This is a genomic window from Mesorhizobium oxytropidicola, from assembly GCF_056174625.1.
Genome location: NZ_CM149692.1, coordinates 345,193 through 369,833, shown reverse-complemented (window position 1 = coordinate 369,833; position 24,641 = coordinate 345,193). Strand labels below are relative to the sequence as shown.

Annotated in this window: 16 protein-coding genes and 2 pseudogenes; 11 read left to right on the top strand and 7 right to left on the bottom strand. The window is 63.2% G+C overall.

Annotated elements, in window-relative coordinates; genetic code table 11:
* Window positions 1-90: 90 nt before the first annotated feature.
* A complete protein-coding gene (locus AC0V8S_RS01720; protein WP_475436626.1) occupies window positions 91-996 on the bottom strand; it encodes a branched-chain amino acid ABC transporter permease in 906 nt (301 codons plus the stop codon).
* Between the two features lie 148 nt (window positions 997-1,144).
* Between AC0V8S_RS01720 and AC0V8S_RS01715 the strand changes: the two are divergent.
* The 10 genes and pseudogenes from AC0V8S_RS01715 to AC0V8S_RS01670 all read left to right on the top strand — a co-directional run bounded on the left by AC0V8S_RS01715 (window position 1,145) and on the right by AC0V8S_RS01670 (window position 13,425).
* Window positions 1,145-1,755: pseudogene (locus AC0V8S_RS01715) on the top strand (CGNR zinc finger domain-containing protein).
* On the top strand, window positions 1,748-2,287 hold the full coding sequence (locus tag AC0V8S_RS01710; protein ID WP_475436625.1) for a hypothetical protein: 540 nt from the start codon (window positions 1,748-1,750) through the stop codon (window positions 2,285-2,287). The pseudogene AC0V8S_RS01715 and the gene AC0V8S_RS01710 overlap by 8 nt, the downstream one beginning before the upstream one ends.
* Window positions 2,288-2,504: 217 nt before the next feature.
* The gene (locus tag AC0V8S_RS01705) at window positions 2,505-5,984 is read left to right on the top strand and encodes an indolepyruvate ferredoxin oxidoreductase family protein (protein ID WP_475436624.1); all 3,480 of its coding nucleotides are present in this window, start codon (window positions 2,505-2,507) and stop codon (window positions 5,982-5,984) included.
* A 141-nt stretch (window positions 5,985-6,125) separates the two neighbouring features.
* Window positions 6,126-8,471, top strand: coding sequence for a putative bifunctional diguanylate cyclase/phosphodiesterase (locus tag AC0V8S_RS01700; RefSeq protein WP_475436623.1), 2,346 nt, complete (start codon window positions 6,126-6,128; stop codon window positions 8,469-8,471).
* A 365-nt stretch (window positions 8,472-8,836) separates the two neighbouring features.
* Window positions 8,837-9,568 carry an N-acyl amino acid synthase FeeM domain-containing protein gene (locus AC0V8S_RS01695; RefSeq protein WP_475436622.1) on the top strand — a complete coding sequence of 244 codons (732 nt, stop codon included), beginning with the start codon at window positions 8,837-8,839 and terminating at the stop codon, window positions 9,566-9,568.
* 121 nt (window positions 9,569-9,689) lie between these two features.
* Window positions 9,690-9,839 (top strand): DUF3096 domain-containing protein, encoded by a 150-nt coding sequence (locus AC0V8S_RS01690; protein ID WP_019862764.1) that lies wholly within the window; start codon window positions 9,690-9,692, stop codon window positions 9,837-9,839.
* Between the two features lie 161 nt (window positions 9,840-10,000).
* The gene (locus AC0V8S_RS01685; RefSeq protein ID WP_475436621.1) at window positions 10,001-10,225 is read left to right on the top strand and encodes an aa3-type cytochrome c oxidase subunit IV; all 225 of its coding nucleotides are present in this window, start codon (window positions 10,001-10,003) and stop codon (window positions 10,223-10,225) included.
* A gap of 87 nt (window positions 10,226-10,312) precedes the next feature.
* Window positions 10,313-11,596, top strand: a complete 1,284-nt coding sequence (locus tag AC0V8S_RS01680) for a Re/Si-specific NAD(P)(+) transhydrogenase subunit alpha (protein WP_475436620.1) — start codon at window positions 10,313-10,315, stop codon at window positions 11,594-11,596.
* A complete protein-coding gene (locus AC0V8S_RS01675; protein ID WP_432421255.1) occupies window positions 11,596-12,021 on the top strand; it encodes a proton-translocating transhydrogenase family protein in 426 nt (141 codons plus the stop codon). The genes AC0V8S_RS01680 and AC0V8S_RS01675 overlap by 1 nt, the downstream gene beginning before the upstream one ends.
* Window positions 12,022-12,027: 6 nt before the next feature.
* Window positions 12,028-13,425, top strand: coding sequence for an NAD(P)(+) transhydrogenase (Re/Si-specific) subunit beta (locus tag AC0V8S_RS01670; protein WP_095200829.1), 1,398 nt, complete (start codon window positions 12,028-12,030; stop codon window positions 13,423-13,425).
* Window positions 13,426-13,499: 74 nt separating this feature from the next.
* Here the strand turns inward: AC0V8S_RS01670 and AC0V8S_RS01665 are convergent, their stop codons facing one another.
* Window positions 13,500-14,417, bottom strand: a complete 918-nt coding sequence (locus tag AC0V8S_RS01665) for a hypothetical protein (protein WP_475436619.1) — start codon at window positions 14,415-14,417, stop codon at window positions 13,500-13,502.
* A 319-nt stretch (window positions 14,418-14,736) separates the two neighbouring features.
* Between AC0V8S_RS01665 and AC0V8S_RS01660 the strand changes: the two genes are divergently transcribed.
* Window positions 14,737-15,657, top strand: coding sequence for an alpha/beta hydrolase family protein (locus tag AC0V8S_RS01660; protein ID WP_475436618.1), 921 nt, complete (start codon window positions 14,737-14,739; stop codon window positions 15,655-15,657).
* A 307-nt stretch (window positions 15,658-15,964) separates the two neighbouring features.
* On the opposite strand, the pseudogene gyrB reads toward AC0V8S_RS01660, so the two are convergent.
* From gyrB to AC0V8S_RS01635, 5 genes and pseudogenes are all read right to left on the bottom strand, one after another.
* Window positions 15,965-18,434: pseudogene (gyrB, locus tag AC0V8S_RS01655) on the bottom strand (DNA topoisomerase (ATP-hydrolyzing) subunit B).
* 145 nt (window positions 18,435-18,579) lie between these two features.
* Window positions 18,580-20,400 carry a tetratricopeptide repeat protein gene (locus AC0V8S_RS01650; protein ID WP_475436617.1) on the bottom strand — a complete coding sequence of 607 codons (1,821 nt, stop codon included), beginning with the start codon at window positions 20,398-20,400 and terminating at the stop codon, window positions 18,580-18,582.
* Window positions 20,388-21,245, bottom strand: a complete 858-nt coding sequence (locus AC0V8S_RS01645) for a caspase family protein (protein WP_475436616.1) — start codon at window positions 21,243-21,245, stop codon at window positions 20,388-20,390. Before AC0V8S_RS01645 ends, AC0V8S_RS01650 begins: the two co-directional genes overlap by 13 nt.
* Window positions 21,246-21,290: 45 nt before the next feature.
* Window positions 21,291-23,921, bottom strand: a complete 2,631-nt coding sequence (locus AC0V8S_RS01640; protein ID WP_475436615.1) for a caspase family protein — start codon at window positions 23,919-23,921, stop codon at window positions 21,291-21,293.
* A gap of 88 nt (window positions 23,922-24,009) precedes the next feature.
* Window positions 24,010-24,579, bottom strand: a complete 570-nt coding sequence (locus tag AC0V8S_RS01635) for an NADPH-dependent FMN reductase (protein ID WP_475436614.1) — start codon at window positions 24,577-24,579, stop codon at window positions 24,010-24,012.
* Window positions 24,580-24,641: the final 62 nt, after the last annotated feature.

Genomic DNA, 24,641 nt, shown 5'->3' with positions numbered 1-24,641 from the left:
CGGACCGAAGCAGCAAAACGGTATCGGATGAAGGGCGGGGCCGGACAAGGGCGGTCTGCCCCGGCGTCATGCAACCAAAGTCTGATGGGTTCAGACGACCTTGCCGGTGTCGCGGCCGGCGCCGATCAGGATCAGCATGGCCACCAGGAACAGATACATCCACGCGTCGCGCCATTCGAGCGGGAAATAGCCGGCCCACAGTGATTCGGCCATGCCGAAGGCGGCCGCGCCAAGTGCTGCCCGTGGCGGCGAGAGATAGCCGCCGACCGCCGTCACGAACAGGATCTTCAGGCCGTAGACAAGGCCAGAACCGAAGCTGACATTGCCATAGTAGAGGCTGGCCATGACACCGGCCAGCGCAGCGCAGAAGCCGCCGAGCAGCACGGCATGCCGGAACACGTGACGCACATCGACGCCGCACAGGGCTGCGGCGCGTGGGTCATCGGAGACAGCGCGCCAGCAGCGACCGAAGTTGGAGCGGGCAAATGCAGAGGTGGCGAGTGCAACCGCTGCCAGCACCACCGCGCAGTCGAGCACCTGGATCAGCGTCAGCGTCGCCTTGAAGCCGGAGCCTTCGGCGAAAACGATGGGCTGTGCCAGCATTGGCGGCAGCCACAGATCATGCGTGTCGGCCGCGATGCGGCTTGCTTCCGACAAGACGATCAGGATGCCGAGCGTGGTCACCACGATGGCATTGGGCGAGCGGTCGGCCAACGGTTCGAAGACGCTGCGCGACAGGACATGGCTGATCAGCGCGGCATAAAGGAATGCCGCGACGACGCCGAACAGCACCGACGCCAACAGTGTCAGCCACAACGCCTGATAGCCGAAGGCGACGCTCAGGATCATTGCCTGCCCGCAGAAGGCAAACAGCGCGCCATAGGCGAGGTTGGTGCGGTGCAGGATGCCGTTGATCAGCACGTAGCCGAAGGCGAGCAGCGCATAGAGCGCGCCCGAATGCAGCCCGTTCAGCACCTGCTGGAAAAAATAGAGCATGCTCAACAACACCAGAAGCATCTCGCCCAACCGCAGCGGCCTGGGACGACGGAATGCTCGAGACAAAGGCGACGATACCGTGCGCATCGGAGGTTTGCATCGCCGAATCTAACTTGTCAAATGCGATTTATCGGTTAGATTTTGCGGCATGACGGTTGCCTGGACCCCACACCGCTTCACCGGCGGCCTGCTCGCGCTCGACACGGCGAACACCGTGGTGCTGCGCGGCGATCCGAAGCGCACATTCGACCGTTTCGATGATCCCGTCGAAATCGCCCGCTTCGCCGATGCGGCTAGCGGCTTTCGCGCCGCCGAGCTCGGCGACCGGCGGCTGACCGTATCTTCGCCCACGGCAATCGCGCCCGTCGTGCTGTCGATCCGCGAGACGACCGACCGGCTGTTTCGCGGCGCTGTGTCGAAGGGCGCTGTCGCCACCGCCGACCTGCCGAATTCCTGCGCGCCTGTGCCGAGGGGCTGGCCGGCAGCCGGACCGAGATCGGCGCGCCGGGAAGACCGTTCGGCGATCCCCTGGCGCCGATCCCCTTCGAGGCGGCGCTGGCGGTTTCGGCCCTGTCGCTGCTGCGCGACGACACCGTCGCGAGGCTCAGGATCTGTCCAAACTGCACCTGGCTGTTCGTCGACAGAAGCCGCAATTCCAGCCGCCTTTGGTGCGACATGGCCGTGTGCGGCAACCGGCAGAAGGCAAGTCGTCACTATCGTCGCCGCCGCATGGCGGCCCATGAGGTCAAGGATGTTTAGAGGATTTTCCCGTTCGATCGTTGTCGGCGCCGCGCTGATCGCCGCCGTCGCGCTCGGCGCCTGCCGCGACACCGGTAAGGACAGAGAGGGCAAGCTGTTCGAGGTTTCCGGCAAGATATTCGTCTTCAACTACCGTCTCGCCAGGGCGACCTATGTCGTGACGCTGCGCCCCTTGCAGCCGATGGGCGAGGGCCAGGTGGCGGTTGCCAGCTTCCAGAACCCTGCCGGCGGCGCACCGTTGGTGGTCGAGCAGAAAGTCTGGCCGAAGCTCGACAAGGTGAGCCTGGAGAGCCCGGCGCTGACCTGCATCGTCAAGAACAAGCCCTACGCCATCGCCATCAGCATCAAGGGCGCTGATGGCGCGGTCCTGCAGAAGATCGACACCACACTGATGTCGACGGAAGACCAGTCGATCCTGCCCGACCGGCCGCTGGTCGTCGACCAGCTCTACACGGCCAATCCCGACCTCGCCGGCCATCCCGACGGCAAGCTGCCGGGCGAACCGAAGCCGGACTGCTCGAAAGCCGGCTGACACCTTCCAGCAGCGTCGATTCCCGCCGGAATTTTCGTACGCCGCAGCAATGTCGGCGTGTGGTTTCATGCGTGGTCCGGCGCCCATCCGACTGTTTGTTGCGCGTTGCCTGGCCTCTGCGATTTTGTTTGACCTGCCTTGCAAGGGGAGAAAGGATGCGTCATCCGATCCCGACGTTGGCCGCTTCCCCGTGCGGCCTTCGCAGAGGAAATGCCTGATGACGCTGCATGATGTCGCGCTCGACGACAAGTTCGATCTTGGAAAGGAGCGCATCTTCCTGTCCGGCGCGCAGGCGGTTATCCGCATGCTCCTGATGCAGCGCGAGCGCGACCGTCGCGCCGGCCTGAACACGGCCGGCTTCGTCTCCGGCTATCGCGGCTCGCCGCTTGGCGGCCTCGATATGCAGCTGTGGAAGGCGAAGAAGCAGCTCGCCGGGGCCGATATCGTCTTCCAGCCCGGCCTCAACGAGGAGCTTGCCGCAACCGCCTGCTGGGGATCGCAGCAGACGGAACTGCTGGGCGAGGGCACCCATGATGGCGTCTTTTCGGTCTGGTACGGCAAGGGGCCGGGCGTCGATCGTTCGGGCGACGTGTTCCGCCACGCCAATCTTGCCGGCTCGTCCAAGCATGGCGGTGTGCTCGCCCTGATGGGCGATGACCATATGGCCGAATCCTCGACCAATGCGCACGCCACCGAATTCCTCTTCGTCGACACCATGGTGCCGATCCTCAACCCGGCCGGCGTCCAGGAGATCATCGACTACGGCCTCTACGGCTTTGCCATGTCGCGTTTCGCCGGCACCTGGGCGGCGATCAAATGCGTCAAGGACAACATCGAATCGACAGCCTCGGTCGATGCCTCGCTCGAACGGCTCAACATCGTCGTGCCGGAGTTCGACATGCCGCCGGGCGGCCTCAACATCCGCCACGAGATCGACATGCTCGGCCAGGAGGAGCGGCTGCACGAGTACAAGCGCGCCGCGGCCTCCGCCTTCATCCATGCCAATGGGTTGAATCACATCGTCTATTCGGGCGGCCGCAACCCCAAGCTCGGCATCATCACGCTGGGCAAGAGCTATCTCGATGTCCGCCAGGCGCTGGAGGATATCGGCATCGATGAGGCCGCCGCCAACCGCATCGGCGTGCGGCTGTTCAAGGTCGGCTGCCCCTGGCCGCTCGACCTCCACCACATCGCCGACTTTGCCCGTGGCCTCGACACCATCGTTGTCGTCGAGGAGAAACGCTCGCTGATCGAGGTGCAGCTGCGCGAAAGCCTTTATGGCACCGCCTCGCAGCCAGTCATCGTCGGCAAGAAGGATGAGCGCGGCGACTGGCTGTTCCCGGCCAAGGGCGCGCTTGACCCCAACGAGATCGCCATCGCCCTCGGCGAGCGGATCGTCAAAACCATCGGCCCGTCGGAAGAGATTTCGGCGCGGGTGGCGAAACTGCGCCAGTTCCAGGCGATGCTGGCGGACGCCACCGACATCGGTTCGCGCACGCCGTTCTTCTGCTCGGGCTGTCCGCACAATTCCTCGACCAAGGTGCCCGACGGCTCGATCGCCGCCGCCGGCATCGGCTGCCATTTCATGGCGCTGTGGATGGACCGCAACACGCTGGGCTTCACGGCGATGGGCGGCGAGGGCGCGCAATGGGTCGGCCAGGCGCCGTTCTCCAAGCGCGATCACATCTTCCAGAATCTCGGCGACGGCACCTACAACCATTCCGGCACGCTGGCGATCCGCTTTGCCCTGTCGAGCGAAGCCAACATCACCTACAAGATCCTCTACAACGACGCAGTGGCGATGACCGGCGGCCAGCCGCATGAGGGCGGCCTGACGGTGGATATGATCGCCAGGCAGGTGCGGGCCGAGGGCGTCGACCGCATCGCCATCGTCACCGACGAGCCCGACAAATATGCCGGCAAGGCAGAATTTCCGGCCGGCGCCACAATCCATCATCGCGACGACCTCGATCTCGTCCAGCGCGAACTGCGCGACGTCAAGGGCGTATCGATCCTGCTTTACGACCAGACCTGTGCGGCCGAAAAACGCCGGCGCCGCAAGCGCGGCACCTTTCCCGATCCCGACAAGCGCGTCTTCATCAACGAACTGGTCTGCGAAGGCTGCGGCGATTGCGGCGTGCAGTCGAACTGCGTCTCGATCCAACCGGTCGAGACCGAGTTCGGCCGCAAGCGCAAGATCGACCAGTCGAGCTGCAACAAGGACTTCTCCTGCGTCAACGGCTTCTGCCCGTCCTTCGTCACCGTGCACGGCGCCAAGATCCGCAAGGCCGAAGGCCTTGCCGGCAAGGCCGATCCGCTCGAGGGCGTGCCGACACCGGCCGAGTTCCCGCTTGGCGAGCAAGGCTGGGCGGCGATCATCGACGGTGTCGGCGGCACCGGTGTCGTCACCGTCGGTGCCGTGCTCGGCATGGCGGCTCACCTCGAGGACAAGGGCTGCGGCATGATCGACATGGCCGGCCTCGCCCAGAAGGGCGGCTCGGTGTTCACCCATGTCCGCATCGCCCGCACGCCGGACGACATCCATGCCATCCGCGTTTCGGCCGGCAAGGCCGACCTCGTGCTTGGCTGCGATCTCGTCGTGTCGGGCGCCAAGAAGGTGCTGACGGCGGTGCGCGAGGGCCATACGATCTTCCTCGCCAACACCGCCGAGATAATGCCCGGCGAGTTTGCCCGTTCGGCCGATTTCTCCTTGCCGATAGAGCGCCTGAAGAAAGCGATCCGGGCCGCTGCCGGCGACGACAAGGCGCATTTCTTCGACGCCACCCGCACCGCCACATCGCTGTTCGGCAATTCGCTTGGCGCCAACATGTTCATGCTCGGCTTTGCCTTCCAGCATGGCGGCCTGCCCCTTTCAGCAGAAGCCGTTGAAAAGGCTATCGAATTGAACGGCGAAGCGGTGGCGATGAACATCGCCGCCTTCCGCTGGGGCCGCCGCGCCGCGCACCAGCCGGATTTCGTGCGTGGCCTCGTCGCCCAGCCGGGCAAGGCGGGACAGACCGACCCGATCGCACAGACGCTGGACGAGATCATTGCCCGCCGTGTCGCCTTCCTGACCGCTTACCAGAACGCCGCTTACAGCAAGCGCTATGCCGACAGGTTGGCGCTGCTGCGCGCTGCCGAGGCCAAGGCCGTGCCCGGCTCGACAGCCGTGACCGAGGCGGCGGCCAGGAACCTCTTCAAGCTGATGGCGATCAAGGACGAATACGAGGTGGCGCGGCTCTACACCGACGGGTCCTTCGCCGCCGAGCTTGGAAAGCAGTTCCAGAGCTACGAAAAACTCGAATTCCATCTCGCTCCGCCAATCATGGGCCGTCGCGGCAATGACGGAAGCCCTCGGAAATCAAGCTTCGGCCCGTGGATGATGAAGGGTTTTCGCGTGCTGGCGGCGCTGAAGGGCCTGCGCGGCACCGTTTTCGACCTGTTCGGCTACACCGCCGAACGGCGCATGGAACGGCAGCTTTTGGCACAATATGAGGGCGATCTTGAGCTCGTCGCCAGGTCGCTGGCGCCGGGCAAGGCCGATGCGGCGATCGCTCTCGTCTCGCTCCCCGCGCTCATCCGCGGTTATGGCCATGTCCGGCAGGCCAGTGCGCAAAAGGCCGCGGGCGAGCGCCAAAGGCTGCTCGGGCGCCTGTCAAGCACGCCGACGCGGGCGGAACTTCAGGCCGCCGAATGATGGATACGCCTTGTTTACCTGAAGCTTGATTTTCCAGATCCGCCCTGCATTTGCAGGCCCTGGCAACCCAGCCGAAATCACTGTTCTAAGCCTTTCTTAAGGCGCGTGTGACATGACAAGGCTTAGCGTTGGGCCGACAATATGGGCAGAACAAAAACCGAAAACATCCCCGCGGATGTTTATATCCAGTTTGTGCGGTCGTTGTTCGACAACGCCCACATGCTGGTGATCGGCGGCGTATGCTACTGGATCCTCGGATTCATGATCTACCTGCGTACGCACAACCCTTTGTTTCTGGGCTTTTCTTTTGGTCTGCTGTCCATCAGCCTTTTCCGCTACTCCGGCATTCGCGGTTTCCGAAAGGCGGGCGGCGTAATCGCCAATGTCGAAGAGGCGCGGCGGTGGGAGCGCACCTATATCCTCAAGGGCAGCCTCCAGGGCCTCGGCTTGGGCGCGCTGTGTTTCATATCGATCTATGTATATCCCGATCCGTTTGCCGAACTGGCCGCGACGTCGCTGGCCATCGCCACCTTGGTGACGGTTGTTGGCCGGAACTACGGCTCTCCGCTCATGGTGCGGATTTTTTCCGTGACCTTCATTGGTCCGGCGGCACTTGCACTCTTGCTGCGCATGGATCTCCCCTCGGTCGTTCTCGGGTTGATGATCATCCCGTTGACGTTCATCACGATCAACAGTGCCGACCACGTCCGCAACGTGCTTTTCTCGGCTGTCATCGGCCACAAGGAAGCGCGGAAGCTCGCGCACAGGTTCGACCGCGCCCTCAACACCATGTCGCACGGCCTTGTCATGCTCGGCCCCAATGGCCGGGTGGTGGTGGCCAATGCCGAGGCTGCCCATCTGATGTCGCTCAAGTCCGCGAATGCGCTGCTCGGGCGGTCGATCCATGGTCTCCTCATGCGCGGCGTTGCCGGCGGCATGCTGGCGCCGAAGGACTGCCGCTATATCGAGGCTCAGCTGACGCGTGCTCTGCGCGAGGGCCGCGACCGCAAGGTGCTCGTTTCCCTCGCCAACGGCCAGCATTACGAATTCTCGGCCCGCGAAGGCAGCCAGGAACTCGGTGTCATCACCTTCGAGGACGTGACGGCGCGTGTCGAAGCGGAAGACAAGATCCGCTTCATGGCGCGCTATGACAATCTCACCGGCCTGCCCAATCGCGCCTATTTCCACGAGCTGATCGGCGAGGCGATGGCGTCAGGCGACCGCGACCGTTTTTGTGGCCTTGCCGTGCTCGACCTCGACGATTTCAAGAGCGTCAACGACACGCTCGGCCATCCGATCGGCGACGGGTTGATCTACGCGGTCGCCGAGCGTCTTGCCGCCGTTGCCGGTCAAGGCATCACCGTGAGCCGCTTCGGCGGCGACGAATTCATGGTCTTCTTCGACCGCATCGAGGACGAGAGCCATCTGACCACGCAGATCGACGAGATCTTTGCGGCGCTGCAGGGCGAGGTGGACGTCGCCGGCCATGGGCTGCGCATCCAGGCCAGCGGCGGCGCCGTGTTGTCGCGGGTCAGGGACAGCGATGTCGACGCCATGATCGTCAAGGCGGATCTGGCGCTCTACAAGGCCAAGGAGCTGGGCAAGAACGGCTGGCGGCTGTTCGAGGCGGCGATGGACGCGGCATTCCGCAACCGGCAGCTGATGAAGGCGGATCTGCGCAGCGCTGTGGAAAGCAAGGAATTGCGCGTGGTCTATCAGCCGATCGTGGCGATGAGCACCATGCGCATCGCCAGCTGCGAGGCGCTATGCCGCTGGGATCATCCCGATCTCGGGCCGATTTCGCCCGGTATTTTCATTCCGCTGGCCGAGGAAATGGGCATCATTTCCGAGATCAGCACTTTCGTGCTGCAGGCAGCCTGCACCGAATGCGCCAAATGGCCTGACCAGACCAGCGTCTCGGTCAACCTCTCGGCCAAGGATTTCCGCAACCGCGACGTCATCGAGAAGGTTCGCGATGCGCTGGCGAATTCCGGCCTCGCCGCCGGCCGGCTGGAGATCGAGGTCACCGAAACGGCGCTGCTCGACGACAAATCTTTGACGCGCCAGTATATCGAGGAACTGAAGCAGCTCGGTGTGCGCATCGCGCTCGACGATTTCGGCACCGGCTATTCGAGCCTGAGCTACCTCCACAAGCTGCCGCTCGACAAGATCAAGATCGACCGCTCGTTCCTGATGGACGTCACCCAGAACAATCGTTCGCTGGAACTGCTCAAGGGCATTGTCAGCCTGTCGCGGCCACTCGGGCTTTCGGTGACCGTGGAAGGCGTCGAGACCTTCGAACAGCTCAAGATCCTGGCTTTGCAGGTCAAGCCGGATCTCGTGCAAGGCTTCCTCTTCGGCGCCGCGCTGAGTGCGTCGGGTATAGAGACGATGTCGAATGTCACCTGGCCATTCGCCGCGGACCTACGTCTCACCGGCAAACGAACAGCCAATTCCGGCAAACGGACAGCCAGTCAATTGTCGTGATTTCGAAGGTCGCTTGAGGGTGGTTCCGCCGCTTTGTCGGGCGTTCCAGGTTGCGGGCGATGCACAACGTTGCGTTGATGACCGGGAACGGGTCGGACGCGAGGCCAAGCTCGACAGGCGGCGTCATTGACGGTCATTCTTTCAAATATATAAAAGCAAAAACAAGGGGTTACGACGCACTCAGCAACTGCCGAACGCAAGCGCTGCAGCTCAATCGAACGCCCGGCTGTTAAGGTTAACAGAAAGTAAACCAGCGCTATCCAAATTTCAGCTTGTGTCTCATTTCAGCTCGAATAGCCTATTCATAGGCGGAATTTCGAGGACAGATGATGGATGCTGCAACGGCTGCAAGGAATGCGTCTGGCGTGGTCAGGGCAGCCGGCGATTCGGTGCTGAACCGATCGATGATGCAACTGCTGGAGCATGTCGACTATCGCCTCATTACCGGAGGCGAGGATTTGGAGGCGATTTACCGGCTTCGCTACAAATCCTATCTGCGCTCAGGCATGTGCGGCCCAATCGCCGGCGGGATGTTCGAGGATCGCTGGGACAATCTGCCCAATTCCTACCGGTTCGGTGTCTATTTCTATGGCGAGTTGGTCAGCACGATCCGCTTCCATTACATTTCTCGCGAGCACCCGAATTCGCCCTCGGTCGATGCCTATCCGGAAATACTGATCGAGCGACTTGCCCGCGGAGAAACCTTTATCGACGGAACCCGGTTTGCAACCGATCCCGATAGCGCGCCGGCGCCCGGAGTGCTGCCGTTCCTGACCCTCAGGCTTGCCATGGTGGCCTCGCTCTATTTTGGCCAGGACTCGGTGCTGACGCCGGTCAAGGTCGAGCATTCCAATTTTTATTCGCGTTATTTCAATGCCGTACAGCGGACCGAGGCTAAAGAATTTCCAGGCGTTCTTACCCGGATCGCCTTGTTCGAAATCCCTGCCGGCGAAAATATGCGCCTGACGCTCGAACGGTTCCCATTCTTCAGGTCGACGCCGACGGAGCAGCGGCTGATGTTCGCCAATCCGGCCATCAACCGGCTGACACCCTTGTCCATCGTGCCGACAGCGAAATATTATCGCGCCGCCGCCTGAGGCTACGCGATTTTTGACGAGCCTCGGGAGCTTTCCGGCCAGATCCGCGTTTTGATGACGGCGGCGTACCGCCGTTCCGTCTCGTCATCATGCCAACTGATCTGCCCCGAAGGACCCCGACATGCACATCTCCCAGCTCGCGCTCACGCCGCTTATCTCGCTGATCGCCGGCGTGCTGATCCTCATCATGCCACGGCTGCTGAACTACATCGTCGCGCTCTATCTGATCGTCGTTGGACTGCTCGGGCTCTTCCCGCACCTCGCCGGCTGAGACCGCCGGGCAGGCCTGGCGCAAGCCGCCCCTCACAGGGACGGCCGGCAGTTTCAATTTTCCCTTGAGGCAGTTGTCCGCCCCAATGCGGCAATAGCGCCATTGCTCTCGGCCCGGCTTTTCGCTATGTGCCTGAAAGATGTCTTCGAAGGGGTATTCCTATGGCTGATCACTCGCCGACCGGTCCTGTCGAACTGGGCGCGAAGATGGACTATGCCGAACATGACCGCACCTATGCGGGCTTTCTCGCGCTGGCCAAATACGGATCACTTTTCTGCGGCGCGTTGCTCATCGCGATGGCTTTCGGCTTCTTCGCGGCCGGTTTCTTCTCGGCGACCATCCTGTTCATCCTGATCATAGCCGTCGGCGCCTTCATTCTGCGATAGACCTTCCAAAACCCCGTTGCCATTGACGTCGCCGGAGATTCCGGCCGACACTTTGCGCAAACAGGTTCCAGCCGAAAGGATCATGCGGTGGGACAGACGGTTTTCATCCCTCGTGAGCTTGATGCGAACGAGCCGCGTGTCGCGGCCTCGCCCGATACGGTCAAGCGGCTGGCGGGGCTTGGTTTCGATGTGATTGTCGAAACCGGCGCCGGCACGAGGTCGCGTATCCCCGACGAAGAGTTTGCCAAGGCGGGTGCCGCGATCGGCAAGGCCGCAGATGTCGCCAAGGCCGATGTCGTGCTCAAGGTGCGCCGGCCGACGGATGCCGAGCTGAAAGGCTACAAAGCCGGTGCAGCGGTGATCGCCATCATGGATCCCTATGGCAATGACGCGGCGGTCGCGGCGCTCGCGAAGGCCGGTGTCACCGCCTTCTCGATGGAGTTCATGCCACGCATTACCCGCGCGCAATCGATGGACGTGCTGTCCAGCCAGGCTAACCTTGCCGGCTACCAGGCGGTGATCGACGGTGCCTCGGAATATGACCGGGCCTTGCCGATGATGATGACGGCGGCCGGCACGGTGCCGGCGGCGAAAGTCTTCATCATGGGCGTCGGCGTCGCCGGCCTGCAGGCGATCGCCACGGCGCGTCGTCTTGGTGCCGTTGTCACCGCCACCGACGTGCGCCCCGCCGCCAAGGAACAGGTCGCCTCGCTCGGCGCGAAATTCCTGGCCGTCGAGGACGACGAGTTCAAGGCCGCCGAAACCGCCGGCGGCTATGCCAAGGAAATGTCCAAGGAATACCAGGCCAAGCAGGCGGCGCTCACCGCCGAGCACATCGCCAAGCAGGACATCGTCATCACCACGGCGCTGATCCCCGGCCGCCCGGCGCCGAAGCTGGTCTCGGCGTCGATGGTCGCGTCGATGAAGCCGGGTTCGGTGCTCGTCGATCTCGCGGTAGAGCGTGGCGGCAATGTCGAGGGTGCTGAGCCGGGCAAGGTCGTCACCACGGCCAACAATGTAAAGATCGTCGGCCATCTCAACGTACCGGGCCGTGTCGCCGCATCCGCCTCGCTGCTCTACGCCAAGAACCTGTTCGCTTTCCTTGAGACGCTGGTCGACAAGACGACGAAGACGCTCGCCATCAGCCGCGACGACGATCTGGTCAAGGCGACGATGCTGACCGACGGTGGCAAGGTCGTGCATCCGGCCTTCGCCAAGGCCGACCAGCAGCCCCATGTCGAGCCGGCAGCGATCCCGGCCACGACCATGGTCGCCGACGCCTCGGCCGAGCCGGCTGCTGCAAAGAAAGCCGCGACCAAGAAAACCGCCGCATCCAAGTCGCCCTCGCCCAAGTCGAAAGGGACCGCGTGATGGATCAGACCCTGCAGAAAGCCCTCGACCAGCTCGACCAGGCAAGCGCTGCCGTTAAGCTTGCGGTGCAGAACCTGGCCAATGCTCCAGGCGGTGCCGAGGCGGCGGGTGATGCCGCGCACGCACTTTCCGGCGGCGCCATCGATCCCTTCGTCTTCCGCTTCGCCATCTTCGTGCTGGCGATCTTCGTCGGCTACTATGTCGTCTGGTCGGTGACCCCCGCTTTGCACACGCCGCTGATGGCCGTCACCAACGCCATCTCCTCGGTCATCGTCGTCGGTGCGTTGCTTGCCGTCGGCATCGCCGCTTCCGGTGTTGCCGCCGGCTTCGGCTTCGTCGCGCTGATGCTGGTGTCGGTCAACATCTTCGGCGGCTTCCTGGTCACCCAGCGCATGCTGGCCATGTACAAGAAGAAGGACAAGTAGAGCGCCATGAACGCCAACTTCGCGTCCTTCCTCTATCTGGTTTCCGGCGTCCTGTTCATCATGGCGCTGCGCGGCCTGTCGCATCCGACCACCAGCCGCCAGGGCAATCTGTACGGCATGATCGGCATGGGCATTGCCATCGCCACCACGCTGGCGCTGGCGACCCCGTCGGCCGGCCGCTTCGGCCTCATCGTGCTTGGCCTCGCCATCGGCGGCGGTGTCGGCGCCGTCACCGCGCGCCGCATCGCCATGACCTCGATGCCGCAACTGGTCGCCGCCTTCCACTCGCTGGTCGGCCTCGCCGCCGTCATGGTGGCGGCTGCCGCCATCTACGCGCCGGAAAGTTTTGGCATTGGCACGAATGGAGATATCCACGCCCAGGCCCTGATCGAGATGAGCTTGGGCGTCGCCATCGGCGCCATCACCTTCACCGGCTCTGTCATCGCCTTCCTCAAGCTCGATGGCCGCATGTCCGGCAAGCCGATCATGATCGGCGGCCGCCACTTCATCAACGCCGCGCTTGGCATCGCCCTGATCGTTTTGATCATCTTGCTCGTCACCACCGAGTCAAAACTGGTGTTCTGGCTGATTGTCGCCGCCTCGCTGGTGCTTGGCATCCTCCTGATCATCCCGATCGGCGGCGCCGACATGCCGGTCGTCGTCTCGATGCTGAATTCCTACTCGGGCTGGGCCGCCGCAGCACTTGGCTTCACGCTCGGCAATCTGGCGCTGATCATCACCGGTGCGCTGGTCGGCTCGTCCGGTGCGATCCTGTCCTACATCATGTGCAAAGGCATGAACCGAAGCTTCATCTCGGTCATCCTTGGCGGCTTCGGCGGCGAGACGGCGGCAGCGGCGGATGATGGCATCGAGCGCACCGTCAAGCAGGGCTCGGCCGACGACGCCGCCTATCTGATGATGAACGCGCAGAAGGTCATTATCGTGCCGGGCTACGGCATGGCGGTCGCGCAGGCGCAGCACGCGTTGCGCGAAATGGCCGACAAGCTCAAGGCCAATGGCGTCGATGTGAAATACGCCATCCACCCGGTCGCCGGCCGCATGCCTGGTCACATGAACGTGCTGCTGGCCGAAGCCAATGTGCCCTATGACGAAGTGTTCGAACTCGAGGACATCAATTCCGAATTCGCGCAGGCCGATGTCGCCTATGTCATCGGCGCCAACGACGTCACCAACCCGTCCGCGCGGGATGACAAGAGCTCACCCATCTACGGCATGCCGATCCTCGACGTCGACAAGGCCCGCACCTGCCTGTTCGTCAAGCGCTCGCTCGGCTCCGGCTATGCCGGCATCGACAACACGCTGTTCTACAAGGACGGCACCATGATGCTGCTCGGCGACGCCAAGAAGATGACCGAAGAGATCGTCAAGGCCATGGATCACTGATCTGGCCGATTGGCGGAAACGGCAAAGAGCCGGCTTTGAAGCCGGGCTCTTTCATTTCTGGCGCAAGCCTGGGTTCAGCGGGTGGTCAGGAAAACCGCTTCCTCTTCGTCGCGCTGCCTGCCGCCGAGAGCGGCCGCGGCACTGGCGATGAAGGCGCCGATGACCAGCGACAAGGCGCCGAGCAGGGCAAACGTCGCGCTGCCTTTCCGGGCTGTGTCGGCGGCCTGCTTGGCCTTGACCTTGGCGTCCTCGACCTTGGCGACCAGGGCATCGACACGCGCCTTGGCGTCGCCCGCGGACAGCCCGGTGCGGGCAGCAACCAGTTGCGACAGATAGGTCTTGTCGTCGGCGGAAATCTCGCCCGCCGCCGCACTGGCGATCAGGATGCGCGAGGCCTCTCCGACTGCGGCAGCATCACCGTCAGAATTGGCAGCCGCAAGCTTGGCCGGATCGGCCGGACGGAACAGCGAATCCACCAGATAGGAGGTCGCATTGTCGGCCGATGCGCTGCCGATCTTGGCCGAGACACCAGCCGATGCACCCGTGGCGGCGCCCGATGCTACGGTTGAGACAGCCTGTACACCTGAGCCCAGGGCTGCGGATAGCGCCGAGCCGAGGACGCCGACGACAAGCAGCGTTGCCAACGCCCAGGCAAGGAAGCCATGAGCGGTGTCGCGGAAATACACTTCGTCAGTGTGGATGCCGACCCATTTGGTGCGCAGGCGTCCGGCAAGGTAGCCGCCGACGCCGGAGGACAGCCATTGCACGACGACCAGCCAGATCGCGGTCGACACCGCGAAGGTGGTGATCGATGCGCCGGACCCCGACCATGGCGAAACCATGCTGAGCCCAAGCCCGGAGCCGAGCAGCATGAGGATGAAGGTCAGCGTCGAAGCCGCGAAAGCGCCGGCAATGATCGGTCCCCAGCTGACGGCTGTAGCGGAGGCTTCTTCTGAAGCGGATAGGTCGATAGCCGATATGGTGGGCTGCATCAACGCCCCTACCGTACGAACAGCATGATGAGAATGATGATTGGGATCGGAATACCGAGCAACCAGAGCAAAATGCCACGTCCCATGAAGGCCTCCTGTGAGAAACTATGATCGATGTTGTCACAATGTCCCGAGAGGACTTCCGTTCCGGCAGGCTATAAAATGATTTTGTTTGCCGGCGAGGGAACAATTCGAAGCACCGCTTCGCACCAATGTCTCAAGCGATCATGTTGTTGTGATTTGACCCCCAGGTCGAGTCGGGCAAAAGCGGAAATCCGGACGAATTTTCTTCGAAGTGCCTTGCCGAGCAGGAAGACAAATGACTCCAAGGAAATTCCAGGAGAAGCAAAAAGCAAGAGCCCAGCGGATTTGGGCTCCTGTCCGCGGGCTGCGCCCAGCAATTTTAGTCGGCCTGGTCTCGCTCTATTGCCTGTTCCCCTGGGGCACGACCCTTGCCACTGCAGCCGGTGCGCCGATCGGCGCGACATCGGCCAGTTCGGCTGCCGAAGACACCGCGCATCCTTCCTCCGTAGGCTTTGAAGCCGTTCGCGTTCCCAATGGCGGCGAGCCGCCGCTGGCTGCCGGCATCTGGTACCCGACTTCAGCCGAGCCGCGCGATGTGCCGCTGGAATTCTTCAAGCAGCGCGTGGCACCTTCCGGCCCGGTAGAAGGCCGTGCGCTGCCGCTCATCGTGATCTCGCATGGCGGCGGCGGATCCTATGCCGGCCATTATGATACGGCGATCGCCTTGGCGAGAGCCGGCTTCGTCGTCGCCGCGGTCAGCCATGCCGGCGATACCTACGACGACCAGAGCAAGGTGCTGATGCTATGGCGCCGGCCCGCCCAACTGAGCCGGCTGATCGATTTCATGCTGACGGACTGGCAGGGACATGCAGACATCGATCCGCAGCGCATCGGTGCCTTCGGATTCTCCAATGGCGGCTTCACCGTGCTCGTTGAAGCGGGCGGAATACCCGATCTCGGCAGGATCGATCCATACTGCGCGGCAAATCCCCAGCACGATCTTTGCACCACGCTGGCGAAAGCGGGGGTCCATTCCGTTGCCGAAGCGCCCCAGCCACCTCCGGATGCGTGGAAGCCTGATCTGCGGATCCGCGCCATCGCAGCCGCCGCGCCGGCGTTCGGCTTCACCTTCGACCGCGCCGGCCTCGCTTCGGTTCAAATCCCGGTGCTGTTATGGCGCGCCGCCAACGATCAGCATCAACCAGACCCCTGGTAGGAAGAACACATCCGTTCGGCACTGCCCCGACCGCCGGAGTATCATGTCGAACCCCTGGCGGGTCACTACGCGTTCTTGCCGGCATGCGGCGCTAAACGGCGCGCCGCCGCTCCCACGGTTTGCGTCGACGCACCCGGCTTCGATCGGGCCGCGTTTCATCAGCGCCTCAACGCCGCCCTGGCAAGCTTCTTCACCGCATCGCTGCAGTCTCAAAGCGCGTCGCACTGAAACGGTTTCAGCCGTCGCGCATTAAGCTCTTGTGCATCTCGTTCGCCCAAAACCGCCGCACGGTTTTGGGCGACAAGCGTCAAATATCCAGATTGGCGACCGACAGTGCATTGTCCTGGATGAATTCGCGCCGTGGCTCGACCTCGTCGCCCATCAGCCGCGAGAACAGGCTGTCGGCATCGGTCGCGTCGTTGACCTTGACCTGCAGCAGCGAACGCACATTCGGATCGAGCGTGGTTTCCCAGAGCTGCTCGGCATTCATCTCGCCGAGACCTTTGTAGCGCTGCATGGTCAGGCCCTTGCGGCCGGTCGCAAAGACGGCGTTGAGCAGCGCCAGCGGGCCCGAGACGGTTTCGGACACATCCTTGCGGCGCAGCACCGGCGGCGTCCCGTAGACCTCGCTCAGGCGCTGTGCGTAGCGGTCGAGCTGGCGGGCGTCGGCAGAATTGATCAGCCCCATGTCGAGATGGGCGTATTCCTGACGCTGCGCACGGTGCGCTCGAAGACATAGCCGCCGCTGCCGTCATTCGAGGTCGACATGCGGCCGGTCCAGCCGCGCTCGGTGTCCTCGGCGATGATGTCGAGACGTTGTGCAATCCGTTCCGCCATGGCGTTGGCGCGGCCAAGATCGCCGAAGACCTCGGGATTGAGCCCGCCGGCGATCGCGGCCTGTTCGACCACGCCTCTGTTGTAGCGCGTATGCAGGCCGTTGATGAGCTGGCGCACAGCCAGCGCATCGTCCACCGCACCGCGCAGATCCTGCCCGGTCCGCACTTCCCCCGAACCCATCGTCAGCGAAGCTTCCTCCAACCCGGATTCGATCAGGAACTCCTCGAAGGCGCTTTCGTTCTTGATGTATTGCGAGCTCTTGCCGCGCGTCACTTTGTAGAGCGGTGGCTGGGCGATGTAGAGATGGCCGCGCTCGATCAGTTCGGGCATCTGCCGGAAGAAGAAGGTGAGCAGCAAGGTTCTGATATGGGCGCCGTCGACGTCGGCGTCGGTCATCAGGATGATCTTGTGATAGCGCAGCTTGTCGGCGTTGAACTCGTCCTTGCCGATCGAGGTGCCGAGCGCGGTGATCAGCGTGCCGATCATGTCGGAGCCGAGCATGCGGTCGAAGCGCGCCCGCTCGACATTGAGGATCTTGCCGCGCAACGGCAAATGGCCTGGTTCTGGCGCGAACGGCCGCCCTTGGCCGAGCCACCGGCCGAGTCACCCTCGACGATGAAGATTTCCGATTTCGCCGGATCGCGTTCCTGGCAGTCGGCCAGCTTCCCCGGCAAGGACGTGACGCCGAGCGAGCTCTTGCGGGTGATGTCGCGCGCCTTGCGCGCCGCTTCACGCGCCGCCGCGGCCTGGATCACCTTGTCGATGACCACCTTGCCTTCGGTCGGATGCTCTTCCAGCCAGGTGCCGAGCGCCTCGTTGACAAGCCCCTCGACCACCGGACGGACCTCCGACGAAACCAGCTTGTCCTTGGTCTGCGAGGAGAATTTCGGGTCGGGAACCTTGACCGACAGCACCGCCGTCAGCCCTTCGCGGCAATCGTCGCCGATCAGCGAGACCTTTTCCTTCTTGGTCAGGCCCGAGGATTCGCCATAGCCGGTGATCTGGCGCGTCAGCGCGCCACGGAAGCCGGCCAGATGGGTGCCGCCATCACGCTGCGGGATGTTGTTGGTGAAGGCCAGCACGTTCTCGTGATAGCTGTCGTTCCACCACATCGCCACTTCGACGGTGATGCCGTCGCGCTCGGCCTTGATGGCAATCGGCTTCTCGATCAGCGGTTTCTTGACCCGATCGAGATATTTGACGAACTCTTCCAGGCCGCCATCATAGTGCAGTTCATGCCGCACAATGTCGGCGTGGCGGGCATCGGTCAGAATGATGCGGACACCGGAATTGAGGAAGGCGAGCTCGCGCAGCCGGTGCTCCAGCGTGCCGAAATCGAACTCGACCATGGTGAAGGTCTCGGCCGACGGGAAGAAGGTGATCGAGCTGCCGCTGCGGCCCTCATAGGTGCCCGGCTGCTTGTCCTGCTCGTAGCTGCCGGTCGCCTTCAACGGCGCATCGGCATTGCCGTGCGTGAAGCTCATCTCGAAGATCTGGCCGTTGCGTCGGATCTTCAGCTTCAGCCAGGCCGAAAGAGCGTTGACCACCGAGACGCCGACACCATGCAGGCCGCCCGACACCTTGTAGGAATTCTGGTCGAATTTGCCGCCGGCATGCAGCTGCGTCATGATCACTTCAGCCGCGGAAATGCCTTCGCCGGTGTGGATATCGGTCGGAATGCCGCGGCCATTGTCGATCACCGTCACAGAACCATCGGGGTTGAGCGTCACCGTGACGAGGTCGGCGTGGCCGGCCAAGGCCTCGTCGATGGCGTTGTCGACCACCTCATAGACCATGTGATGCAGGCCGGAACCGTCGTCAGTGTCGCCGATATACATTCCGGGGCGTTTGCGGACGGCGTCCAACCCCTTCAAAACCTTGATGGAATCGGCGCCGTATTCGGCTTCTGCGCCGTTTGTGTTCTCGGTCTGGTCGCTCATGAAAACCTGTTGTCTAGATGCCGCTTTTACAGCGCGAAAAATCGGCCCCGAATCGCGCGTCTGATATCGACTAGATATAGGCGCTAAAGGCGGTTTTTCCAAGGTTTGCGGGCATTTCCGGGCCGAATCCCGGGCTGGCAGCCGGCTATTTTTTTTGAGCCCCGAATTTGGTGAGAAGGTCGCGCAAATATTTGATCGTGGATTTGTCCCGGGGCGCCAGCCGGCCGGTGCGGTCGAGTTCCAGCGTCAGGTTCAGCGCCTTGGTCAGCACCGCCTTCGGATCCTTCGCCACATAGGCATAGTTGATGTAGGCCTGTACCAGATCAAACTGCCAGATCGCATTGTTCGGATCGGACTGGGCGAGTTTCTGGCGGATGCCGAGGCTGGCTTCGAAGGCCTTCTTGGATCCCTCGAAGTGGCGCTGCTTGGTCTCCAGCATGCCGATTTCCGACAGCGTGATCGACAGGTCGCGCTGCCAGTCGGAATTGGCCGGGTCGAGCTTGGCCAACCGATCGGCAATGGCAAAACTGTCCCGATAGTTTTGCAGTGCGCCGCTGACATCGCCCTGGGCATCAAGCACACCGGCAACCTTTTCCAGGCAGACCGACAGGTCGCGCTGCCATTCGGTGTTGCCAGGATCATCAGCGGCAAGTTCACGCGCCACGGCCAGCGCTTGCCGATAGGAAGCCAGCGCTGGCGGCCAGTTCTCCTGGTCGTTGAGCGCGTTGCCGATCTTGGCGTAACTGATCGACAGGTCGCGCTTCAAGTCGGTATCGTTGGGGTCACGGCGCACCAGCTCTTCGGCGATCGCCTGGCTCTTGGTGTAGGCCACGAGTGCAGCGGCGGCGTCGCCGCGCTGACGCAGCAGGTCACCGATCCTATCGTGGCTGACTGAGACAGCGCGCTGGCGCTCAAGGTCATCGGGTTTGTTCTCCGCCAGCACGAGCCGAATTCTCAGGCTCTCTTCAAAGGCCGTCTGGGCGCCGTCCAGCTGTCCGGCGGTCCGGGCAAGGTCGCCGATTTCATCATAGGTTATGGTCAGGTCGCGCAGCAGATAGGCGCTGTTCGGCTCGGCATCTGCCAAACGCTGCTTGATCGACAGGCTTTGTTGATAGGCCTGGGCCGCCGCCCCCACATCGCCTTGCGTCGCCAGCACATTGCCGATCTTGTCATTGGCCATGGCAAGATCACCGAGCCAGTCTTTCTTGTCCGGCACGCTTGCGGTCAGGTCCTGCAGCATGTCCCTGGCCGCCTCATAATGTTCCAGCGAGGTTGGCAGGTCGCCTTGTGCCATCTCAGTGTTGGCGAGCTTGATATGGGCGATGGCGAGATCGCGCTTGACGCTGGGGTCGGTTTCCTGACGCGACCGCTGCTCGAGGTTGGCCAACAGGGCGGTAAAGGCACGGCCGGCCGCCTCGACATTGCCCACCGTCGTATAGAGGATACCGAGTTCCTCCAGCGTGCGGCTCTGGCGGTCGGCCTGTTCCAGGTTGAGTGAGGTCTGCCCGGCCTCGCCATACAGCGCCAGCACCGATTCATAGTCACCAATGGCCGTGGCGTAGTCGAGGTCGGCGCGCGCCGCGCCGCCGGAGAGGAAGCGCGTCGCGGCCTCGGACAGGGTTCGGCTGACGAAATTGACCTTAAGCGCCTGACGCGAAGCATTGTCGATGTCGGCGGCGTTGGCGAGAAGGGCGCGGGCGCCATCGAACGCGCCCAGCGACAGCTGCTCCTCGGCTTGCCGGCGCAGTTCCGTCACCTGGGGATCGTCGGAGGCGAGCGTCTTCATTTCGCTGCGCACCTTGACGAAAGCGTCGGCCGCCTCGCGCAGCCGGGCGTTCAGGCTGTCGGCAGAGAGATGGCTGGTGTCGGTCCCGATCAGCGCGCCATAGAGCGGCGCCAGCGGCATGTCGGCATCGCTGGCGATCTGCTCGACCTCGCCGCGCATTTCCGGCGTCACATCGGCCATGGCCAGCAGCAGCCGTTCGCGCTCCGGCAGCTGTTCCTTCGCCGCGGTCGCAAGAACAGCTTCGGCAGGCCGCTTTCGACATAGGGCAGCTGCTTGCCGCGGGAGAGGTCATAGACCTCTTGCTGCACCAAGGTCAGCACCGAGCGGATTTCGAGCCCGTCGGTGCCGAGATATTTGGTCAGCGCCGTCGTGAACGGCGAGTTCTGGCCGGTGCCGTCGGCGGCCGTTTCGCCGGGTGCGGCCGAGAAAGCGAACAGGATGTTTTCCGCCCGCCCGACGCGGCCGAGGCCCGGCTTGACCTTGTCGGCGATATCCTTCGCCAGCGAGGTCGCGCCGCGCCCGTCGCCACTGCCTCCCGAGAACGGATCGCTGCGGCAGGCGTCAAGCACGATCAGCCCGACCTTGGCGGTGGCGGCGACCGCATCGCGTACCTCTTCCAGCGGCAGGCTGGTCTTGTCCATCTGGTCAAGAGAGGACGCATCGGCATCGACCGGCAACAGCCGGTTGTCGCCCGAGATTTCGACGCCGTGGCCGGAGAAATAGACCAGCGCCACATCGGCGCCCTTGGCATCGGCGCGGAAATCGTCGAGCGCACGGCGCATGCGCCGGAGGTCACGGTTGGTTTCGAGGACAACTTCGAAGCCGAGCTTCTTCAGCGCCGCTTGCATCACCTCGCCGTCATGGATGGGATTGGCCAAGGGCCGGACCAGCCGGTAGTCGTCTTCGGCCATGACCAATGCCACGCGCCGTTCCGCCACCGCGGTGGCGGTGGTCGCAATCATCAGCAGCAAGGCAAACAGCAAACGCAAGTCGAACCGCCCCCGGCTCAGTCGTTTGCCGACCATTCCATCTCTTTATGGCGCGAGCAAGCCGGGGCGGGACCGGCTCTTTCATTTGGCCGGGGTATCCAGCAGCTTCAGCCGCTTGCGCAATTCATCCGGAATCCAGGCGTCCGCGGGCGATAGGATGCCGGCCTGCTGCATGTCGGAGGCGATCTTGAGGGCCGCCGTCAAATTCGAACGGACATCGAGACCCATCTCGGCCATTTTGAAATGGCCGATGACCATATCGCGCAGCCACATCGAATTGTCCGGATCGATGGCGGAGAAGCGCTCGGAGATATCGAGCGACTGCTGGTAGAATTGCGTGGCGAGATCCTTGTTGCCCGATCTTGCCAGGAGATCGCCGATCTTGCCGCAATTGATCGCCAGATCGCGTTGCCAGAGGCTGTTGCTGGCGTCGTTTCCAGTCAGGGCGAGAGATGCGTCGAGTGCTGATTTGTAGGCGGTCAGCGCCGCTCCCGGCTCGCCATTCGCCAGATGTGCGTCGCCCAGCTTGCTGTAGTTGATTTCGAGATCACGCAGCCATCGCGTGTTGCTCTGGTCGGTCTTGACCAGCGATTCCCAGATGTGATTGGCCTCGTTGAACGCGGCCAGAGCCTCTGCATTTGCCTGCAGCATCAGCTGCGCGTCGCCGATGCTGTCATGAAGGATCGCGATATCGCGCTGGCCTTCGAGATTTTCCGGATCGGCGCTGGCAAGGGCCGAACTCAGGCTCAGGCCGGCCTGATAGGAAACGATGGCGTTCTTGTATTCGCCCAAGATCTGCAAGCTGTCGCCGATCTTGGTGTAGGAGACGCACAGATCGCGCTGCCAGGAGAGATTGGCTGGATCCAGCTCCGTCAGCTTGCGCCATATCGCAAAGCCCGAACTGAAGGCGTCGAGCGCGTGGCTGTAATCGCCCGCCATGATCAGCACGTCGCCGATCGAGTCGTGGGCCACGCCCAGCCGGCGCTGCCAGTTGATGTTGTCGGGGTCAAGTCCGACCACCCGTTTGGAAACCTCCAGCGCCTTCTGGTAATAGGGCATGGCGTCCTTGAGATTGCCCTGGGAGCGCATGACGTAGCCGATCCGGTCATAGGCAAAGGAAAGATCGCTCTGCCATTCGAGTTCGGTCGGGGCCGCGGCGGCCACCTTCTCGGCGATATCAGCCGCCTGGTAATCGGCAAGGCCATCGGCGAGCTTGCCCTGGGCGACGGCGGTATCGCCCATCTTGTCCAGGCTGAGCGAAACGTCCCGCTGCCAGAAAACGTTCTTCGGATCGGTGCCGGAGCGCCTTGTCGATCCTTCATTCCATTCCTTGTAGGTCCTGGCGGCGTCATCCAGCCTGCCTAGCGTCGTGTAGACATCGCCGAGCCGGGCAAGCGTGAGAAGCTGCTGCAGGCGGTCGTCCGCCGGAATGTCCTCGCCATTGACCTCGCGATAGAGCGCTGTCGCCTTCTCATAGCCATCCGCGGCCAATTGATATCTGAGCAAAGCACTTGCCGCGCCGCCTTCCAGCGAATGGGTTGCCGCTTCCGAAAGCGTGCGTTCGACATAATTGGCCTTGAGCCGCTGGCGTGAATCCTTGTCGATTCCGGCGGCCTCGGCGAGCTTGGCGCGAGCGGCATCGAAAGCGCCGAGCGAGAGCTGCCGTTCCGCCTCTTGGCGCAACTGCGTCACCTCCGGGTCGCCCGAGGCCAGCGTGGTCATTTCCCGCTGCACCTTGACGAAGGCATCCGCGGCTTCCCTGAGCTTGGCCGAGCGTTGCTCGGGACCGAGCACGGCAAGGTTCTTCGACAACAGCGCGCCATAGAGCGGCGCCAGCGGCATGTCGGCATCGCTAGCGATCTGCTCGACCTCGCCGCGCATTTCCGGCGTCACATCGGCCATGGCCAGCAGCAGCCGTTCGCGCTCCGGCAGCTGCTCCTTGGCTGCAGCAGCGAAGAACAGCTTCGGCAGTCCGCTCTCGACATAGGGTAGCTGTTTGCCCCGCGACAGGTCGTAGACCTCCTGCTGCACCAGCGTCAGCACCGAGCGGATTTCGAGCCCGTCGGTGCCGAGATATTTGGTCAGCGCCGTCGTGAACGGCGAGTTCTGGCCGGTACCGTCGGCCGCCGTCTCGCCGGGTGCGGCCGAAAAGGCAAACAGGATGTTTTCCGCGCGGCCGACGCGGCCGAGGCCCGGCTTGACCTTGTCGGCGATATCCTTCGCCAGCGAGGTCGCGCCGCGCCCGTCGCCACCGCCGCCCGAGAACGGATCGCTGCGGCAGGCATCGAGCACGATCAGCCCGACCTTGGCGGTGGCGGCGACCGCGGCGCGCACTTCCTCCAGTGGCAGGCTGGTCTTGTCCAGCTGATCGAGCGAGGAGGCGTCGGCATCGACGGGCAGCAGCCGGTTGTCGCCGGAGATTTCGACGCCATGGCCGGAGAAATAGACCAGGGCCACATCGGCGCCCTTGGCATCGTCGCGAAAATCGTCGAGCGCGCGCCGCATGCGCCGCAGATCGCGGTCGGTTTCAAGCACCACCTCGAAACCGAGCTTCTTCAGCGCCGCTTGCATCGCCTCGCCGTCATGGATGGGATTGGCCAAGGGCCGCACCAGCCGGTAGTCGTCCTCGGCCATGACCAATGCCACGCGCCGTTCCGCCACCGCGGTGGCGGTGACCGACAAGAACAGCAGCAAGGCAAGCAGCAAACGCACGTCGAACCGCCCCCGGCTCAGTCGCGTGCTGACAATTCCACCTCTTTATGGCGCGAGCAAGCCGCGCATTTGGCCAGAATCGGTTCCTTCAAGCAGCGCGCAGCGGTTTCAACGCCTCGCTCCAGCGCAACAACTCGTCCAGCATGGCCTTGGCACCGCCGGTCACCTGTTCGCTGGCGCTGAAGGCGCCGTTTTCGTCGAGCAGTTTCTGGTACATCGGCAGCGCGACGCCCTCGGGGATCGGCATGATCCCCACCGCGGCCAGCAGCGGCTTCAGCGCCTGCGCCGCGCGCAGGCCGCCAGAAACACCGCCATAGCTGAAAATGGCGGCGGGCTTGTATTTCCATTCTCGCAGCAGGTAGTCGACGGCGTTGACGATCGCAGGGGCCGCGAAATAATTGTACTCCGGCGCCACGAAGACGAAGGCGTCGGCGGCGTCGATCGCCTTCGACCAGGCCTTGGTGTGGTCGTTCTGATAATTGCCAAGCCTTGGATGATGCGGCTCGTCCAGCACCGGCAGGTGGAACGCGGCAATGTCGGTCAGCACCGGGTCGAATTTCCCGTGTTCGCGCGCGAACGTCTCCAGCCATTCGGCAAAAACCGGGCCGGCGCGGCCGGGCCGCGTGCTGCCGATGATGATGTTCAACTGGTGCTTCAAGGGTGGGCTCCTTTATCAGGCGGTATCTGTTGGTGACTGTCACTAAGGCAGAGCGTCCCGGC

Coding starts and splice junctions, on each gene's coding strand:
- AC0V8S_RS01720 (WP_475436626.1), bottom strand. CDS start 996: ATGCTCTATTTTTTCCAGCAGGTGCTGAACGGGCTGCATTCGGGCGCG.
- AC0V8S_RS01710 (WP_475436625.1), top strand. CDS start 1,748: ATGTTTAGAGGATTTTCCCGTTCGATCGTTGTCGGCGCCGCGCTGATC.
- AC0V8S_RS01705 (WP_475436624.1), top strand. CDS start 2,505: ATGACGCTGCATGATGTCGCGCTCGACGACAAGTTCGATCTTGGAAAG.
- AC0V8S_RS01700 (WP_475436623.1), top strand. CDS start 6,126: ATGGGCAGAACAAAAACCGAAAACATCCCCGCGGATGTTTATATCCAG.
- AC0V8S_RS01690 (WP_019862764.1), top strand. CDS start 9,690: ATGCACATCTCCCAGCTCGCGCTCACGCCGCTTATCTCGCTGATCGCC.
- AC0V8S_RS01685 (WP_475436621.1), top strand. CDS start 10,001: ATGGCTGATCACTCGCCGACCGGTCCTGTCGAACTGGGCGCGAAGATG.
- AC0V8S_RS01675 (WP_432421255.1), top strand. CDS start 11,596: ATGGATCAGACCCTGCAGAAAGCCCTCGACCAGCTCGACCAGGCAAGC.
- AC0V8S_RS01670 (WP_095200829.1), top strand. CDS start 12,028: ATGAACGCCAACTTCGCGTCCTTCCTCTATCTGGTTTCCGGCGTCCTG.
- AC0V8S_RS01665 (WP_475436619.1), bottom strand. CDS start 14,417: ATGCAGCCCACCATATCGGCTATCGACCTATCCGCTTCAGAAGAAGCC.
- AC0V8S_RS01660 (WP_475436618.1), top strand. CDS start 14,737: ATGACTCCAAGGAAATTCCAGGAGAAGCAAAAAGCAAGAGCCCAGCGG.
- AC0V8S_RS01650 (WP_475436617.1), bottom strand. CDS start 20,400: ATGGCCGATGTGACGCCGGAAATGCGCGGCGAGGTCGAGCAGATCGCC.
- AC0V8S_RS01645 (WP_475436616.1), bottom strand. CDS start 21,245: ATGGTCGGCAAACGACTGAGCCGGGGGCGGTTCGACTTGCGTTTGCTG.